The sequence below is a fragment of the Streptomyces sp. NBC_01142 genome (assembly GCF_026341125.1).
In the GTDB taxonomy this organism is placed as follows: domain Bacteria; phylum Actinomycetota; class Actinomycetes; order Streptomycetales; family Streptomycetaceae; genus Streptomyces.
Map to the genome: position 1 here is coordinate 466,661 of NZ_JAPEOR010000003.1, position 15,758 is coordinate 482,418.

General features: G+C 68.5%; 19 protein-coding genes and 1 pseudogene. 10 read left to right on the forward strand and 10 right to left on the reverse strand.

Translation table 11 applies throughout. The features are described from left to right. On the forward strand, window positions 1-810 hold the full coding sequence (locus tag OG883_RS36215; protein ID WP_266550784.1) for a histidinol-phosphatase: 810 nt from the start codon (window positions 1-3) through the stop codon (window positions 808-810). Between the two features lie 67 nt (window positions 811-877). Beyond that, window positions 878-2,014 carry a hypothetical protein gene (locus OG883_RS36220; RefSeq protein WP_266550786.1) on the forward strand — a complete coding sequence of 379 codons (1,137 nt, stop codon included), beginning with the start codon at window positions 878-880 and terminating at the stop codon, window positions 2,012-2,014. Window positions 2,015-2,070: 56 nt separating this feature from the next. On the opposite strand, the gene OG883_RS36225 is transcribed toward OG883_RS36220, so the two are convergent. Together OG883_RS36225 and OG883_RS36230 are read right to left on the reverse strand one after the other, a co-directional pair. Then, window positions 2,071-3,054 (reverse strand): phosphotransferase, encoded by a 984-nt coding sequence (locus tag OG883_RS36225; protein WP_266550787.1) that lies wholly within the window; start codon window positions 3,052-3,054, stop codon window positions 2,071-2,073. Continuing rightward, entirely contained in the window at window positions 3,051-3,620 is a 570-nt protein-coding gene (locus OG883_RS36230) for an AAA family ATPase (RefSeq protein WP_266550789.1), read from the reverse strand. Before OG883_RS36230 ends, OG883_RS36225 begins: the two co-directional genes overlap by 4 nt. 173 nt (window positions 3,621-3,793) lie before the next feature. Between OG883_RS36230 and OG883_RS36235 the strand changes: the two genes are divergently transcribed. Both OG883_RS36235 and OG883_RS36240 read left to right on the forward strand, forming a co-directional pair. Continuing rightward, window positions 3,794-4,507 carry an SDR family NAD(P)-dependent oxidoreductase gene (locus tag OG883_RS36235; protein WP_266550791.1) on the forward strand — a complete coding sequence of 238 codons (714 nt, stop codon included), beginning with the start codon at window positions 3,794-3,796 and terminating at the stop codon, window positions 4,505-4,507. 275 nt (window positions 4,508-4,782) lie between these two features. Beyond that, window positions 4,783-5,880 carry a hypothetical protein gene (locus OG883_RS36240; protein WP_266550793.1) on the forward strand — a complete coding sequence of 366 codons (1,098 nt, stop codon included), beginning with the start codon at window positions 4,783-4,785 and terminating at the stop codon, window positions 5,878-5,880. Here the strand turns inward: OG883_RS36240 and OG883_RS36245 are convergent. Next, window positions 5,837-6,334, reverse strand: coding sequence for an NUDIX domain-containing protein (locus tag OG883_RS36245; RefSeq protein WP_266550795.1), 498 nt, complete (start codon window positions 6,332-6,334; stop codon window positions 5,837-5,839). The two genes, OG883_RS36240 and OG883_RS36245, sit on opposite strands and share 44 nt — an antisense overlap. 372 nt (window positions 6,335-6,706) lie before the next feature. Between OG883_RS36245 and OG883_RS36250 the strand changes: the two genes are divergently transcribed. The 4 genes and pseudogenes from OG883_RS36250 to OG883_RS36265 all read left to right on the forward strand — a co-directional run. Continuing rightward, complete coding sequence (locus tag OG883_RS36250) at window positions 6,707-7,771, forward strand: hypothetical protein (protein ID WP_266550797.1); 1,065 nt, start codon at window positions 6,707-6,709, stop codon at window positions 7,769-7,771. 41 nt (window positions 7,772-7,812) lie between these two features. Continuing rightward, window positions 7,813-9,552 carry an asparagine synthase (glutamine-hydrolyzing) gene (gene asnB, locus OG883_RS36255; protein ID WP_266550799.1) on the forward strand — a complete coding sequence of 580 codons (1,740 nt, stop codon included), beginning with the start codon at window positions 7,813-7,815 and terminating at the stop codon, window positions 9,550-9,552. 79 nt (window positions 9,553-9,631) lie between these two features. Then, window positions 9,632-10,261, forward strand: a complete 630-nt coding sequence (locus OG883_RS36260; protein WP_266550801.1) for a histidine phosphatase family protein — start codon at window positions 9,632-9,634, stop codon at window positions 10,259-10,261. 200 nt (window positions 10,262-10,461) lie between these two features. After that, a pseudogene (locus tag OG883_RS36265) lies at window positions 10,462-10,560 on the forward strand (IS5/IS1182 family transposase); the annotation flags it as partial. A gap of 71 nt (window positions 10,561-10,631) precedes the next feature. Here OG883_RS36265 and OG883_RS36270 read toward each other — a convergent pair. Together OG883_RS36270 and OG883_RS36275 are read right to left on the reverse strand one after the other, a co-directional pair. Beyond that, window positions 10,632-11,096, reverse strand: coding sequence for a DUF6640 family protein (locus OG883_RS36270; RefSeq protein WP_266550802.1), 465 nt, complete (start codon window positions 11,094-11,096; stop codon window positions 10,632-10,634). 141 nt (window positions 11,097-11,237) lie between these two features. Beyond that, window positions 11,238-11,726 carry a luciferase family protein gene (locus OG883_RS36275; RefSeq protein ID WP_266550803.1) on the reverse strand — a complete coding sequence of 163 codons (489 nt, stop codon included), beginning with the start codon at window positions 11,724-11,726 and terminating at the stop codon, window positions 11,238-11,240. 177 nt (window positions 11,727-11,903) lie between these two features. On the opposite strand from OG883_RS36275, the gene OG883_RS36280 reads away from it, so the two are divergent. After that, a complete protein-coding gene (locus OG883_RS36280; protein ID WP_266550804.1) occupies window positions 11,904-12,287 on the forward strand; it encodes a helix-turn-helix domain-containing protein in 384 nt (127 codons plus the stop codon). Window positions 12,288-12,702: 415 nt separating this feature from the next. Here the strand turns inward: OG883_RS36280 and OG883_RS36285 are convergent, their stop codons facing one another. Further along, complete coding sequence (locus OG883_RS36285; protein WP_266540380.1) at window positions 12,703-13,761, reverse strand: integrase core domain-containing protein; 1,059 nt, start codon at window positions 13,759-13,761, stop codon at window positions 12,703-12,705. Further along, on the reverse strand, window positions 13,752-14,081 hold the full coding sequence (locus tag OG883_RS36290; protein WP_266540382.1) for a hypothetical protein: 330 nt from the start codon (window positions 14,079-14,081) through the stop codon (window positions 13,752-13,754). The genes OG883_RS36285 and OG883_RS36290 overlap by 10 nt, the downstream gene beginning before the upstream one ends. A gap of 188 nt (window positions 14,082-14,269) precedes the next feature. On the opposite strand from OG883_RS36290, the gene OG883_RS36295 reads away from it, so the two are divergent. After that, window positions 14,270-14,530, forward strand: a complete 261-nt coding sequence (locus OG883_RS36295) for a hypothetical protein (protein WP_323181036.1) — start codon at window positions 14,270-14,272, stop codon at window positions 14,528-14,530. A gap of 60 nt (window positions 14,531-14,590) precedes the next feature. Here the strand turns inward: OG883_RS36295 and OG883_RS36300 are convergent, their stop codons facing one another. The 3 genes from OG883_RS36300 to OG883_RS36310 form a co-directional block, all read right to left on the reverse strand. Further along, window positions 14,591-14,737 (reverse strand): hypothetical protein, encoded by a 147-nt coding sequence (locus tag OG883_RS36300; protein WP_266550806.1) that lies wholly within the window; start codon window positions 14,735-14,737, stop codon window positions 14,591-14,593. 290 nt (window positions 14,738-15,027) lie between these two features. Beyond that, window positions 15,028-15,195, reverse strand: a complete 168-nt coding sequence (locus OG883_RS36305) for a hypothetical protein (protein ID WP_266550807.1) — start codon at window positions 15,193-15,195, stop codon at window positions 15,028-15,030. A 280-nt stretch (window positions 15,196-15,475) separates the two neighbouring features. Beyond that, window positions 15,476-15,667 (reverse strand): hypothetical protein, encoded by a 192-nt coding sequence (locus tag OG883_RS36310; protein ID WP_093545857.1) that lies wholly within the window; start codon window positions 15,665-15,667, stop codon window positions 15,476-15,478. Between the last annotated feature and the right edge of the window lie 91 nt (window positions 15,668-15,758).

Genomic DNA, 15,758 nt, shown 5'->3' on the forward strand with positions numbered 1-15,758 from the left:
ATGATCGATCTGCATACTCACCACAACCGCTGCGGGCACGCCACCGGCTCGCTGCGGGACTACGTCACGGCGGCGCTGGACAAGGGCGTCAAGGTCCTGGGGCTGTCCGACCACACCCCGATGTTCGCGGCCGAGGAGGACCACGCGCTGCCGCGGGTGGCGATGCCGAAGTCGGAGTTCCCCTCCTACATCGCCGAAGCCCTGGCGTTGAAGGAGGAGTTCGCGAACAGCATCGAGATCCTCGTCTCCACCGAGGCCGACTTCTTCAGCGGCCGCATGGACCCGTACACGAAGGCGCTGAGCGGCTTTCCGCTGGACTACGTCATCGGGTCGGTCCACATGTTCGAGGGCCGGGACATCTTCGACGTCACCCGCTGGGAGACCGTCGAGGAGGAGGATCTCGCCGCCGTCAAGGCGCGGTACTTCCGGGCAATAGCCGAATGCGCCCGGTCCGGGCTCTTCCACGTCATGGGGCACGTGGACGCGTTGAAGGGCAACCACCCGAAGCTGGGTGCCGTCCCGGCGCCGGCCGCGGCCGACGAGATGCTGCGCGCGATCCGGGACTCCGGTGCCGTGATGGAGATCAACACCTCGGGTGGCACCAAGATGTGCGGCGGCTGGTATCCCGAGTCCGACCTCCTCGAACGCGCCCACTATTTCAAGGTCCCGATCACCTTCGCCTCCGACGCGCACGTTCCCGAACGCGTCTGTGACCAGTACCCGGAAGTGGTCAGGGTGCTCAGCGACATCGGGTTCCGCACCTGGACCGTGTTCCGCCGCGGTACCGCCCGGACCTGCCCTCTGTTCTGACCGATGCCAAGCCGGCTCTGCCGGTGTTCCGACCGACCGGACCATTCATTCTGGAGCCTCCATGCGTGTGAGTGAACTTGCCGCGGTTGACCCCGCCGGTGCGACCACCCGGTATCTGCTGGTCCGGGACCGGCCGTTGAGGATCGTCACCACCTCCGCCGAGGCCGGCGGGCTGGTGTCGGAGACCTTCTGTCCGCCGGGGATGCTGGGCGTGACCGAGACCTCCCACGCGTCCGAGCCCGACCTCACCGTGGTCGATCTGACCCGCGACCCCGCCGAGATCCACGAGCTGCTCCATGAGGTGGCCGCCACCGCTGTGCGGGGCGAGTACGAACTCACCCGGCACTACCGGCTGCCGCGTTTCGACGGCGACGCCTGCACCGTCTTCACGCTCCAGGACGTGAACTCCGACGAGGTGGCGGCCCTGATACGCACTGAGGGGCGCATCACCCTCGTACGTCCACGGTCGGGTCTGGGCGACAGGTGGCTGACCCGGATCATCCGCGACGTGGCCACCCGGATCGCCAAGGCCGAGGGCTCCCTGATCCTGCACTCCTCGGCGTTCGTCCACGACGGTGGCGCCTACCTGGTGATCGGGGACTCCGGGGCGGGCAAGTCGACCACGGCCATCGCGCTGGCCCGGCTGCTGCCCTCCTCCGGCTGGATGGGCAACGACCGCATGCACCTGGACCAGCGGGGGAGTGGCTACCAGGTGACGGCCTGTCCGCTGCCGCTCGCCATCAACAAAGGGTCGCTCGACGTCATGGGCGTCACCGACTTCGGGTCCTGGCCCGTGCGCGCGGGCTTCCCGCCGCCGGAATCGGACTGGGACCGGTTCCAGGGCGAGGACAAGCTGAAGCTGAGTTCCCAGGAGGTCAGCCGCTATCTCGGCGTCCGCGTCGTTCCGGACGCCCCGCTCGCCGGTGTGATCCTGCCCCGGGTCGATCTCACGGCGGGGTACTCCCTCGAACCCGCGACGCTCGACCACGCCGCCGAAGTGATGAAGAGGAACTGTTTCTCCCTCGACGACAACCTGTACGGCGAGGACTGGCTGAACGTGCCCGTCCGACGGCGTGCGGCACCCCCGTCGATCGACGCCTTCCTGGAGCACCTGACGAAACTTCCCGTGCTGCGCTGCTGCGTGGGCAGCGCCGGCGACGTGGCGAAGCTGGCGGACGAGTTCCAAGGCGCCGTACGGAAGTGACCGGCTCCCGGGGCGCGGTACGGGCGCGACGCCCGGGCGCGCTAGGGACGTGACCGTCAGCAGCCGCGGTCCGCATCCGTATCGAGCGCCGCCGCCGTCCTGGTGAGCAGGTCCAGGTTCTGCCGGAACCGCGCCCAGAAGCGCGAGATCCAGTCGAGGTACCACGGCCCCAGGCTCACGTCGCGCTGCCCGAGCAGAGTCACATGGCCATGCCTCGGCAGGAACCACAGGGCGCCGAGCCGCGCCAGGTCGGCGGCGCTCGCATACGGCATACGAAGGCGCGCGTGCAGGTGCGTGAGGAAGCGGTGGAGCGCCTGCGGGTCCAGCACGAAGTCACCGCGGCCGAGGCGGCAGGAGAGCCACAGCGCCTTGCCCGCGTCGGCCGGCCGACGGGAGAACCCGGCCTCGTCCCAGTCGATCACAGTCAGCGGCCGGGAGCTGCCGGAGATCAGGTTCCGGCCGTGCAGGTCGCCGTGATGGATCACCAGGCCGTCCGGACGTGTCAGCCGCACGGCACTGTTCCGGAGTTCACCGAGGTGGTCGTCCATGGCCCGCGCGAGGCCTTGCCACTCGCCGGTCAGGAGCGGGTCCGCGAGCGCGCGCTCCCGCTCCGCGCCGGATACCCATGGCGAGGCGTAGTCACCGACCAGGTCCTCCTCGGCCTCCACCCCGCCCGCCCGTGCCGCCAGGTCCGCGAGAACACCGGCGACCTGGACGATGTGCTGCCGTGCGTCGTCCGAGGGCGCTCCCGGGGCGTACGGTCGGATCACCACCAGCCGGGGGCGCCCCGCGGCGTGGAACCCCATGTCGAGCACCGGCGGGTACCAGGCCGTCCCGCGCAGCGCCGCGTCCACGCGCAGGATGCGCCGGAACTCGGTACCGGAGGAGCGGTCCGCGCAGTGCACCTTCACGGAGAGTTCCCGGCCGCCCTCGGTGACCCGGTAGGACGAGTTGAGGCCGCGGCCCTCAAGGGCCTCGGCGTCACCGGCCACGACGAGCTCCATGGCGTGCCGGACCGTGAGCTGTGCGGGACCCGTCATGGCCGGCGGTCGCCCGTGGGCTCCTCGCTGCCGAGCCAGTCGGTCACCGCGGTGACCAGTCGGTCCATCGGCTGGGCGCCGTCGAGCCGCAGCACCGGACAGGTGAGCCGCGCCAGCCAGCGCTCGTCCTTGGACTGCCGGCCTGGGACCTCGGTGTCCTCATAGCCTCGCGCCCAGTCCATGAAGTCGCGGTGAGCTGCCTCGTTGGTGCCGCCGTTCTCGATGGTGTCGCCGTACCGGACGACCTCACGGCGCTTCAGCCGGTCCATGCGGGTGTCCGCGTCAAGGGTCAGGAAAACAACACCTTCCACCTGCGCGACGACACTGTCGCCCCAGCCCCGCAGCGATCCGGACAGCACCCAGGCGGCGCGCGGCACGAACAGCGCGTTCATCAGGGCGAGGCGGTCCTCGACGGGACGCTTGTGCGTGTAGGGCGGAGAGGTCGGCAGCCAGAGGTAGTCGTCCACCTCCGCGTGCGGTACCGCCCACTGGTTCGCGAGCAAGCGGCCCAGTGTCGTGCTGCCCGCTCCGCTCGGCCCCGTGACGAGCAGCCGGTGCCCGCGCATCTGTCGCCTTCCCTTCCCTTGGTGTCCCGGTTCGGTCCAACCAGCCTATACCGCAGTCCCGTTGGGCAGAGCGACGTACGAACCCATGTGGGGTGCGCCGCTGCCGTCGGCTGCTCGCTACGGCCGGATGGTCACCGCAGACAGGTCCCGGCGAACCGGCTACGCTCGCCGCCATGCCGAGTGCGTTGGTAACCGGTGTCTCCCGCGGCCTGGGGGTGCACCTGTGCCGCGCGCTCAAGGCGGCCGGTTACCGCGTGCTGGGGGCGGGCCTGGCCGCCTCGCCGCGGAACGACGCCCTTGACGACTACCAGGTGGTCGATCTGCGCGAACCGCTCTCGGACGACCTGTTCGCCGCCGAGGACATCGACGTGCTCGTCAACAACGCCGGGGTCTATCTGGACGACCCCCGCGGCGGATACGGCGACCTCTTCTCACTCTCGTTGGACGATCTGCGGGACACCTTCGAGGTCAACCTCTTCGGCACCGCGCAGCTGGTCCTCAAGTTCGCGCCGCGGATGCTCGCGCGGGGATCGGGCCGGATCGTCTGCGTCTCCTCAGGGATGGGCAGGCTGCAGGACGCCGACGGGGCGGCGTTCGCCTACCGATCGTCCAAGCTGGCGGTCAACTCCCTGGTCCTCACGGTGGCCCGGCACTTCACGACCGGCTCCAAAGACCTGTCCGCCTTCTCCTACTGCCCGGGCTGGATACGGACGGACATGGGTACGGAATCCGCCCCGCTCGATCCCGGACCCGCGGCGGACGATCTGGTGCGGCTGCTGACCTTTCCCGCCGCGCGGTCCAACGGCAGGTTCTTCCGCGGACTGTGCGAACTGGGATGGGACACCCGTGGCCCGCTGGTGGCGGACCACGACCCACGTCCTCCATGACCCACGTCCTCCATGACCCACGTCTTCCTGGGCAAGGGCTTTGGCAGATGTCGCCCAAGACCCGTACGTGCGGCGGAAATCTGCGGTTCCGGGGCTCACGTCCCCCGCAACCGTCAGGAATCGACGGCTGATTCCCACGTCCGTTCCGCTCAGCGGAATCGCTCGGGACAGGGCACGGAAACCTTGTCATGATCGACCGAGCGGCCCAGGTACTGGCATCCTCCTCGGCTCTGTCACCTGACCGGCCGTACACAGACACGGGGGTGATACACGAAATGGAATCGAGCAGCCCGACGCACCGGTACACCGTCAGTTCACGTTTCGCGAGCACCGGCCTGACGTGCACGCGGTCGGTGGCGGAGCACATCGACCGTCTCGCGCGTCCCTACCTGACCCTCGAACCGGGCTCCTCCGGACCGGGTACGTGGCAGGTGGTCGCAGACACCGCGCCCCCGGACAGCGCCGTACCGGAGTCGGTCGCCGCGCAGGGCGAAGTGGCCGTGGACTACGCGGTCGATCACGCCCGCAAAACCTTCTTCCACCTCGCCCCCCAAGGCGAGGCGTGGGTCACCCAGTCCCTCCTGCGGGCCACCCGGGCGGTGCACCGCTCGGCAGCGAGCCGGCAGGGAGTGCTTTTCCTCCACGCCGGGCTCGTCGAGCTGAACGGCCTCGGTGTCGCCCTGGTCGGCGGCAGCCGCGCGGGCAAGACCTCTTTCATCATGGCCGGCGTGCTGCAGGGTTCGGGCGTCATGGTGTGCAACGACGATGTGAGCCTGACGGCGGAGCAGGACGGGAACGGCGTGCTGGGTGCCGGGTGGCCCCGGTCCATCTCGGTACGACTGGACACCCTGGACCTGCTGTTCGGGCGGGACCGGGCGCAGGCCGTGCGGTCCTCGCTGACCCACCCCGCCAACCGGACACTGCTGAGCCTGCGGGAGTCGGGAGTCGAGGAGCACGGGACGGCTCTCATCTACCCCTGGGAGTACGCGGACCTGCTGCACACGAAGATCGGGCAGTCCGCCAAGGTGGATGCGCTCGTGCATCTGAGTCTCACCGACGACCCGTCGGAGGCCGAGGTGGCTTCCGTGCCGCCGTCCGAGCGGGACGGACTGCTGGAGAAACACGTCCTGGGCCTGCCGAACAAGCACCTCAACATCTTCGGCCACGAGCCCGCCCGCGGAAGCCTCCGGCGCACCCGTGACGCCCTGACGGCGCTGCCGACCTTCCGTTTCCGGTACGAGTTCCGCGACGTGCGCCGGCAGGTGGAACGGCTCGCCCACCATCTCCGCGCGCGGGTACCGGGCCCGGACCGCGCACCGGTTCACCACCTCACAGGCCAAGCCTCACCGGCCGGGCCGGAACCCCGCCAGTGAGCAGCGCGGTCAGCGGGGTGCCGAGGTCGCGGGGTGAGAAGAGGTCCGGGCCGCGATGATCCACGATGTCCCGCGCCCGCCACCAACGCGTGCCCCTGATGTTCTCAGCGGCGAGTTCCTCCTCGGTCAGGTCCCCGCGCGGGGTGAAGGACGTGGTGCGGACGAGGTAGTAGTCGTTGACGACACCGTCGTACCCCGTGCTCACACCGGGATCGACGATCTCCTGATGCCACGCATGAGGCGGATCGGAGGCGACGGTGAGCCCCACCTCCTCGCGCAGTTCCCGGCGCAGGGCGCCGAGCGGGGACTCGCCGGGCGCGACGCCTCCGCCGGGCGCGGCCCACAGCACGATCGTCCCGGCCGCCTCCCGGAGGACGAACCGGCAGAGCAGCATGCGGTCATCCTCGTCCAGGACGATCGCGCGCACCGAGTGTCGGAGATTCAGCGAAGTCACCGGGACACGCTATCCAACCATCCGGACCCACGGCCCGGATTCCGGACTCTTCCCGATAAGCCCCGACCGGCAATTCAACTGCCGGAGCCACATACGAAAGGGATGGCCAACGGCACATATCCACCCGCAGGTCGGCCGAATCGGATCTTGATGTGAGGTGAGTGATCCACATACGTTGAGTCATCCACTACGCCGAGTCGGCAGCTGAGAGCCTTTGGCGCAGGTCGCTGAAGACGCGCGACGAGCGGCGGAATCCGCCCGGCAAACCCGCCCGGCAAACCAGCCCGGCCGCGCCGGGAATACTTCACACAGGCAGAGAGGGGCAGAGCAGCTGTGCTCTCCTTCCGTGCACACATTTCCGCGGTCAACGGTATGGACGACTTTGACGAGGAGGCTGTGCTGGCGAAAATCCATCTCGTTGACAGCGACATTCTGATGCTGTCCGGCTCGCTCGTGGACGGGTCGGGCACCCCGTCGTCGGACTTCGATTTCTGCGTCATCGCGCAGTCGAAGGACGAGAGGTTCCACCGTGACACCTTCCCCCGCGAGAGCCACATGAGGTACTACACGAGCGGTGACCGGGTGAAGGCCAGCTTCGACTACCTGCCCCACAGTCTGCTCGGAGTGGACGTCGAGTACGGGACGGTCCAGGAGATCTCCGACATGCTCGCCTCACACGCGCAGCTGTACGCGCACCTGAAGAGCCGCGCCCGCAAGTCCTCCGGCTTCGCGGCCTCGGCCGTGGACTTCCGCCTCCTCTCCCGTCTCACGTACGGCGTCCCGCTGACGAACGCCGCCGAGTTCGAGAAGATCGCGAGTGAGGTGCGCCCGGGCGAGGTCGCGTACACGGCGTTCCGTACCGCGGTCGGCAGCTACCCGGACTTCCGCGACCTGGCCGGAATGTGGGCACAGGGCGACCACGAGTCCGCGCTGATCGCCGCCCGCAAGCTCGGTGTTGACACCTTCCGGGGCCTGACCCACGTGTACGGCAACACCAACCGCAACCCGAAGTACCTGGCCCGTTTCCTGGCCCGGCTCCCCGAGCAACTGTCCGGGCTGACCGCACGTCTGCGCCACCTGAACGCCTACGGTGTGGCGGACCCGGCCGACGCGGCCGACGCCGTCCTGGAGTGGCTCGACCTCATCGACCTGGCCTTCGCCGAGATCCGCCGGGTGCGCGACCAGGCCGACGCGTTCGTCGGCCGACAGGACTTTCTCGGCCTGCTGAAGAGTGAACTCCATCAGACGATGAGCTGGAACGCCGAGATCTCGAACGAGTACTGCTTCCGCGCCCGCGAGGCCGAGCCCGACGTTCCCTCGTTGCGCGAGCTGCTGACCGCCATGACGGCGCGAGGCTCGGCCGCGCACCGCCTGCCGCTCCAGGAGTGGGCCGCCGGCCGGACGGCGCCCGCCGGGGAGAACAACAAGTCCTCCTGAGAAGCCACCCAGCCTTCGCCGATCGCCAGGGGGAGACGCTCTTGTGCCGGATCTACGGCTACTTCGGACCCGATCTCGACGTGACCGCTCTGGAGTCCGCGCGGGACGCCCAGCTGTCCGGCGGCCCGGACCAACAGCACTGCGCCCGCGGGGAGAACTGGGGCCTGGGGTGCAACCGCCTCTCGATCCAGGACCCGTCCCACGGCCGCCAGCCGTTCACCAATGCCGACGGTTCGGTGTACGCGGTGTTCAACGGCGAGATCTACAACTTCCGCGCCATCAGGGAGGAACTCGCCGGGCACGGCGTGCACATCGACGGCGACTCGGACGGCTCGGTCCTGGTGCCGTACTACGAACTCCACGGCGACCGTTTCGTGGACCGGCTCGACGGCATGTACGCCATTGCCCTGGTGGACCTGCGCTTCGGGCGCCGGCTGAAGCTGTGGTCCGATCCGCTTGCCGTCAAGAGCCTGTACTACGCCGTCACCGAGGACGGCCTCACGTTCTCGTCCGAGCTGAGCGGTCTCACTGGCCTGCGGACGAAGCCTCTCGACGTGGACCCGCTCGCCATCGACCACTACATGAACTGGCAGTGCATGCCCAACGGTTCGTCGTGGTACACCGGGGTGTCGTCCCTGCACCCGGGTGAGCAACTGGTCCATGACGGCAGGACAGTCACCGGCCGGCGGCCGCAGGACGGCGGTTCGCCGCCGACGGACGACGAGTGCACGCCGGAGAGCCTCGGCGCACTGCTGACCCGGGAAGTGGCGCAGATGTCCCTTCAGTCCGCGCCGGTGGCCGTCCAGGTCTCGGGCGGGCTCGACTCCGGCATCCTCGCCACGTTGCTCGGCCGACGTCGCGCCGACGTCACCGGCTTCCACGTGACCCACGAGGGCAGCCACACCTCGGACGAGGAGAGCTACGCGCGCGAGGCAGCGGCGCACGCCGGTATCCCGCTCGAAGTCGTGGAGATCCGGGAGGCGGAGCTGCCCGAACTGATCCCGGCCATGGTGACGGCGCTGGGCACCCCGAACGCGACGCCACACGCCCTGAGCGCGTACGTCCTGTTCCGGGAGATCTCGAACAGTTCTTTCCGGGTCTGTTTCGTGGGTGACGGAGCCGATGAGCAGTTCGGCGGCTACCGCCGCTACAGCACCGCCCTCGCGGCGGACGACGAAACCTGGCAGGCCCGCTACCTCGACCGGCTGTCGCTGGTCCCGCAGGCGCGGTACCGGCAGCTCTACACCCCCGAGTACCGCGCTCTGCTCGACTCCGGTGTGAGCAGCCGACAGCGGTCCTTGGAGCTGCTGAGCCGGCCGGCTCCCTCGCGCCTGGAGCAGCTGCTGACCTTCGACCGGCTGCACAAGCTGCCCAGCCTCAACCTGCGCAAACTCGATCACCTCGCCATGGCGCACGCGGTCGAGGGCCGCGTGCCCTACTGCCAGCCGTCCGTCACCGGGTTCGCGCGACGTACTCCCGACGTACTGAAGGTCACTGAGTCCCGGCGCAAGCAGATTCTGTGGGACGCCGGAGAGGGATTGATTCCGCAGGCTGTCCAGGAGCGCCAGAAACAGCCGTTCACGTTCCCGGTCGGCGCCTTCATGACACCGGGCACCAAACTCTGGGACTTCACCACCGATGTCCTGGCCAGACCCCGGCTCTGCACCTCCGGATTTCTGAGCGAAGCCGCCGTACGGAAAGTCCTCACGGAACACGCGGGGGGCCAGGACCACGCCCGGCTGCTGTGGGGCCTGATGATTCTGGAACTGTCCCTCCCCTGAATCCCCGACTCTCCCATCTCTCCCCTGCGGTACGGTCCGGTGTCGGACAGGACCTTCCCTACCAGAAAGGCACGCGCTGGTGCGCAGCATCCACGTCGTCACTCACCCGGAGGCGAGCCACCACGTCGAGGAACTGGTCGGCGGGTGGCACGATTCGCACCTCACACCGGCAGGCCTGCGCGAGGCGGCCTCCATCGCCCGGGCGTTGCGCAGGGAGATCCCCGAGGACGCAGAGGTCGAGCTGATCTCCTCGGACCTGCTACGGACCCGCCGCACGGCCGAGGAGATCGCCGGGCTGTTCGGTGTGGAACCGGTCCTGGACCGCCGGCTGCGGGAGAAGTCCTACGGAGAGGCGGAGGGGAGGCCCCAGGAGTGGCTGGACAAGCGGTTCGTCCCGCCGCCCGCCGTCGGGGACCGGATGGGACACGACGAGGGCGTTCCGGGAGCCGAGACGAAAGCGGCGTTCGCCCGGCGCGTCTACGCGGCCATGGAAGAGATCCTGCAACACCCCTACGAACACCAGATCATCGTGACCCACGGTTTCGCCCTGTCCTTCGTCGTGGCGTCCTGGATCAGGATGCCGATCGACTCACTCGGCTACGTCAATCTCCGGGCGCCCTCGGGCAGCATCACCCACCTGCGCGAGGACGACTTCTTCCACAACCGCCAGCTCGCCCGCCTCGGTGACACCCGCCATCTCGAAGGCTGACGACACTCGCACCTCGACGAGGGCGGGTGCGGGTATGCGGGTATGGCGACGGAAATTCACGCTCTCCGGGCCGGGACAGTCCGGCGCGGGCCATCCGTACGCAGATGGGCCCATCGTCCTTGTCGATGCCGACGGCCCGGATGCGGTGGGCGTGCAGCAGCGAGCCGAAGGCCGAGTTCGGCGAGGGCGGCGAGGCACGGGGATTCGACGCCGGGAAGCGAACCGCTAGCAGGAAGACGCGCGTGATCGTGGACACGATGGGGGGCGTCGCGCTCACCTCGGCCTCCGTCCGGGACCGCGCCGGAGGGCGCACTGTTCTGGCCCGGCTTGCCGGGGATTCCGCACGGTTGCTATCGCGGCGCTCGCATCGTCAGTTACTGCTGGTGCCGGCGGCGCCGAGGTGGGCGGTTTTCCTGCGCCTCTGCCCGGCGTCGTGCCCGATCCGTCGGCTCTCGAGGACATACGCGAGCGTGTTGAGGGCCAATATGGCCCCGGCGAGTGCGGGCTGAGGGGCGAAGGTGCCCGGCGGGTCGACGAGCGCCGTGCCGGGGTAGAAGATCGCCGACAGCTGGGTGATCCAGTACAACGATGCGGCGCCGGTGGCGAGTTGAAGCCGGGAGTGCGACCAGGCGCCGCGGCCCATCCACAGGGCGTACAGACCCACCAGGCCGAGCGCAGCGCCGACGCTCATGGTCTGGGCGTTGTGGAACTTCGCGTGTGACGTCCAGTCGGGGTTGTAGATGTGTGTTTCATTCCAGTCCGCCACGTACGCGAGGCTCATCGTTGCGAGCGCTGCCAGGGTGAGCAGGACTCGCCCTGTACTGATCTTGGGCATGGGATTCCTCCGCAAGGGTGTGGCAGGTCGGCCAGTGGACTGCCTGCCGGGCACGGGTCACTTCAGGTGGCGTGCGTCGATGAGCGCCGGCCGCACGGTGGCAGTGGTTTCAGTGCGCCGCCAGGCAGGCAGGTGCCACGGTCAGGCCGCAGCGGTCCTGACGGTCGGAGCGCGGCCGGTGGCGTACTGGTAAGAGGCGGCGATGACCTTCTTGGCCACCTCCAGCTCGGCTTGGTCGCGGGAGGCGTAGAACATGACGACGTTGACGCCGCGGTCGTACAGAGGGTGTTTTTCGCCCCACCCGGAGGCCAGGAATGCGGCGTGGTCGGCCGGGGCCAGCGCCAGGTGGAGGCTGCCGTCGGCGTGCAGGTGTGCGAACTCCGCGTTCCCCCGGGGCAGGAACAGCCGGGCGCCCGCGGCCGGGGCGACGTCGCTGAGGAACACCGCCCAGGTACTGGGGACGGATATCTCGCTGCGGCCAGGGACGATGCCGGGGAGCGCGGTGGCCATCCACTGCCGCAGTTCTTCCTTGATCTGCGGCGGGCTGGTCTGGGTGAACTGCAGGTGCGGGACCTCGGGCCCGGTCTCGGGCCGGTTGCCCTCACGCCTGGGGAGTGCGGGGAACGTCATGGTGGTGCCTTCTTCGCGCAGGAGACGGTGCCCCAGAAAAGGGGGGCTTGGTCCGGTTCGGCGGAAGTGCCGGGCTGCTGTCTTCAGCAACACCACCAGGCTACTTTCCTCGGTATAGTGGTTACCTCGGAGATAGTGCCCACGGACTCGCGGGTGCAAGGCGCTAAGGAGACGGCCATGGCCGAGCCGGTGGAGCAGGCGTGTCCGATCAATCCGGTGGTTGACCTGGTGTTCAGCCGCTGGACCACCCCGATCCTGTGGGTGCTCGAACACCATGGGCGGCTGCGTTTCAATGAACTGCAACGGCTCGTGCCGAAGATCACCCCCAAGGTCCTCACCCAGCGTGTGCGCCAGCTGGAACGTGACGGCATGATCGTGCGCACCTACCACGCGGAAATCCCTCCCCGGGTGGAATACGAAGTCAGCGACCTGGGCCGCACCCTGGTACCGGTCTTCGACACCCTCGTGGGCTGGTCCGAGGCACACCTGTCACAGGTCGCCGCCGCCCGACGTGCCTATGACGTGGCACGGGAGGAAGAGGAAGCCTGGGCCGAAGGCTGACTGCAGAACCACCGCTCCAACCTGGACTCGAAACCCACACGTCGGCTCGTTGTCGCCGCCAGTGCACCCGGAAAGTGGCGCTGACCGCGGTACGACGGGTCGGATCTCCGACCGGCAGCGCGGTCTCGAACGACGTCCACCGCCTCCGCCGGCGGCCGACACTTCTCCGCTCCCGCCTCCACCCATGCAATCCCACACCCCGACGGCCCACCGGGCGCCGCCGCTGCCACCGCGCGAACCCGCTCCATGGGGGACCCATCCCGGGTTCGATGAGACGCACCAGATCAAATGAGAACCGAGCCAACCTGAAGCCGGAAAACGGGACATCGTCCTACACCGCCCGAGGTGTGTCTGAGTCTTTGAGCCAAGGTCAGGGTTAAATACCCAACCAGGACGTGACGGATATTGAGGATTCTCAGTTCTGTTTCCGACGGTAGGCGATGCGGTGTTCGCGTGCCTGCTGGAGACCGTGGGCGCGGGCCGTTCGGATGGCGTCGGCGCGTCCGGTGTGCTCGTCGTCGGGGGTGACGTAGCCGAGCCCGGCGTGCAGGCGCACGGTGTTGTACTCGGTGTGGACCGCGTCGAGTTCGGCCTCGAGTTCGAAGGGGTCGCGGATCTTGGTCAGGTGTGGCCACTCGCCCTTGACGTGGCTGAACAGTGATTCGATCCAGGCCTGGTCGTTGGGGGTGTGAGGGCGTCCGAAGTGCTGGCCGATCAGGCAGGCGGCCATGAAGGTGCGGGTATCCGCGGAGCGCATCTGGGGGCCGTTGTCCGAGACCGCCAGCAGGACGGGCTGTTCGTCGGGCGGTGGCCCGGGGGCGGTGAGTTCGGCACGCATCCGGCGCTCGGCGAGGTGCCCGAGGTCCTCGGAATGCAGCGCGGACAGGAACGCGGTCTCGACCTGGAGGGAGGACTCCTGGGCGGAGACCAACGTGGTGATCCACTTGCGGCTCACCAGGTCCATGATTGCGAGAGCGCACCTGCGTGCTGCCGTGAAGTGCGTGAAGTCGTAGATCCAGATTGATCTCGGGCGCCAGAGCGCCCAGTCGGGAAACGGTTTCTTCTCGCGGTGTTCGCGTACCGGGCCGCCGGGCAGGCGGATGCCCTGGTCGTCCAGGACCCGCAGCACGGTGGATTCCGAGACGTGGACCCAGCCCAGGCGGGAGCCGCGGTGGGCGAGTTTGCGGTGCGAGCGGTCCGTGCCGCCCCACTCCTCGGCGAGTTTGACGATTGCCTCGCGCTCGAAGTCCAGCAGCGCGTGCACCGCAACGTTCGGGCCGGCCGGGCTGTCCTCGAGCCGTCCCGCCACGCGGCGCTGCTGCCAGCGCAGCACCCGCATATGGTCGACGCCCAGTGTGTCGGCGGCATGGCGCACCGACCAGCCGGCCCGCCCTGCATGGTCGACCAGCTCCAGAAGCCCGGCCTTGATCTCCGCGTGCACGCGTGGCGCGACGGGGCCGGCGCTCAGGCCCATCGTGCTTTTCCCTGCTGCAGATGGAGCGCGACTGCCTGCTCCGTGATGGTGGCCCGCAGCCGTTCCACCTCCGCGCGGGCCTCGGCCAGCGCGGCTTGCTCGACGGTCATGCCGGGCCGGCCCGGCACCGCGGCGGCGAACCCGTCGAGCACGCTCTGCTTCGCACACCGCAGCACTGCGATCACGGTGGAGCGGTCCACGCCCCAGCGTTCCGCGGCCTCGCGCTGCGTGTGCTGACCGGTGAGCACCGCCACGAACATCTCGTACTTCTCCGACGGGGCCAGCCGCTTACGCGGCTTCCGGGGAGTAACTCCTGCCATGATCGAAAACCTTCCAGATCAAGGCCCGAAGGCCAGAGACCTGGCTGGGTGTTTCCTCACGATCTTGGCTCATTCACTCAGACGCATACCGCCGCCCACCGCAACACCCCCCACTCCGTGAGACCACACGGACTTCGCCGGCACGGGACACTGAAGACTCAGAGCCTGTCGGGTGGCCGGTTGAGGCGGTGCTCGCCATCCTCGCCGAGGCGGGCATCGAAGGCGGGCGGCGGGTCATCGCGTTGCGCGGTCTGCTGAGTTACGTCATCGGGGCGATCCAGCTCGAACACCTCGGGTCCCTGTCCGGCGAGGGCACGGTTGCCATCTCCCCACTGCCGCCGGGTGAGTTCCCGTACATGACCGAGACCGCACGGCACGCGCGGAACATCGGTGCCGACCAGGAGTTCTTCGGCGGGCTCGCCGTGCTGCTGCGCGGCCTGGACGAGTGATACGGACGGCATCGAGCTGGTCAGCAGCGGTCGTCCTCAGGGGCCGGGACACCTTGCCGGTCAGCTGCTCAGGGGCTGGCAGGCGGGGCAGATCTCGTAGCGGCCGTCGTTCACCACGCTCCCCCAGCCGCGGCACTCGTCGCAGCCGCGAGCCAGAAAGATGTTCGCGCGGGGGGCAGGAGCATTGGGGTGGGCTCCAGTGGTCATCAGGTCATCTTCCTCGGGTGGAGGGCTCTGCATGGCGAAACTATGACATTTGACGCATATATATGCAAGCCTTCGCATGAAAGATCCAGCCGTGTCGACGTGGCCCTCAGTGGGGGTGCCGCGGGCGAGAGAGGGAGTGTGTTGGCCGAGATGTCGGCACAGGCTGGAGTGCCGGACAGGGATGTGCCGCTGTCACCGCCCGGGATCCGCGGCTGACCTCGTGCCTACCGTGCGCGCACGGTAGGCACGAGGATCGAGGACCGAGGGTCGACGCCAACGGACACCGAAGATCAGTTGTGGCCGAACTTCCGCTCTTTACGGGAGACCGGCTCCGAGATCGTGTGCGCCGTCTCTTGTGCGGCCGGTGTCTTCGCCTGGTCCTTCGCCTCCGCGGCGACGCTGCGTTCATGGCCGCCGGTGCGGGCGCCGCGGTTCTGACGGCTCTGCTTCTTGCCCATGATCGTGCCTCCTGAAGCGGATCGGACGATGGGCTGTTACCAGACTTGCATGTGGGCAGGAAGAGTGCATGTCGGGTCGAAGCAGCCGTTAATCGACCGCTGAGGCGGGCGTGGTGGCGGTGTCGCGTTGCCCGGATGTGCTGAAAAGCGGCCTGCGCCGGACCTCCGGCCGAAGAGCCGGACGCGCGTCAGCCGACGCGAACGCCGCCGGAGGGAAGGGGCCTCATCGTCGGCGACGAGGCGCACCCCGTCTGGGCGGAGCATCGTTCGCGGGCCGGGATCAGCGGTCGGCGATGTCCTCGCGGAGGCCGTCGGAGAATTCCCACCACGACAGCGGAAGCCAATCACCGTTGATGAAGGCATCGACAGTCGCGCCGCGACCGCGGACAGTCACCGTCGTTCCGGGCGGGTACGTGGTGCCTGACAGGCCGGGTACGGGGACGAGCAGGGTCCCGAGTCGTTGTGCTGCCACTCCTCGTCCTCCCTTTCCTTTTCTCGGTGGGACACCAGAAGAATATTCCGACCGAGATTACCGGGTTGTCTGTTGGCGCAGGTCGGAGAAT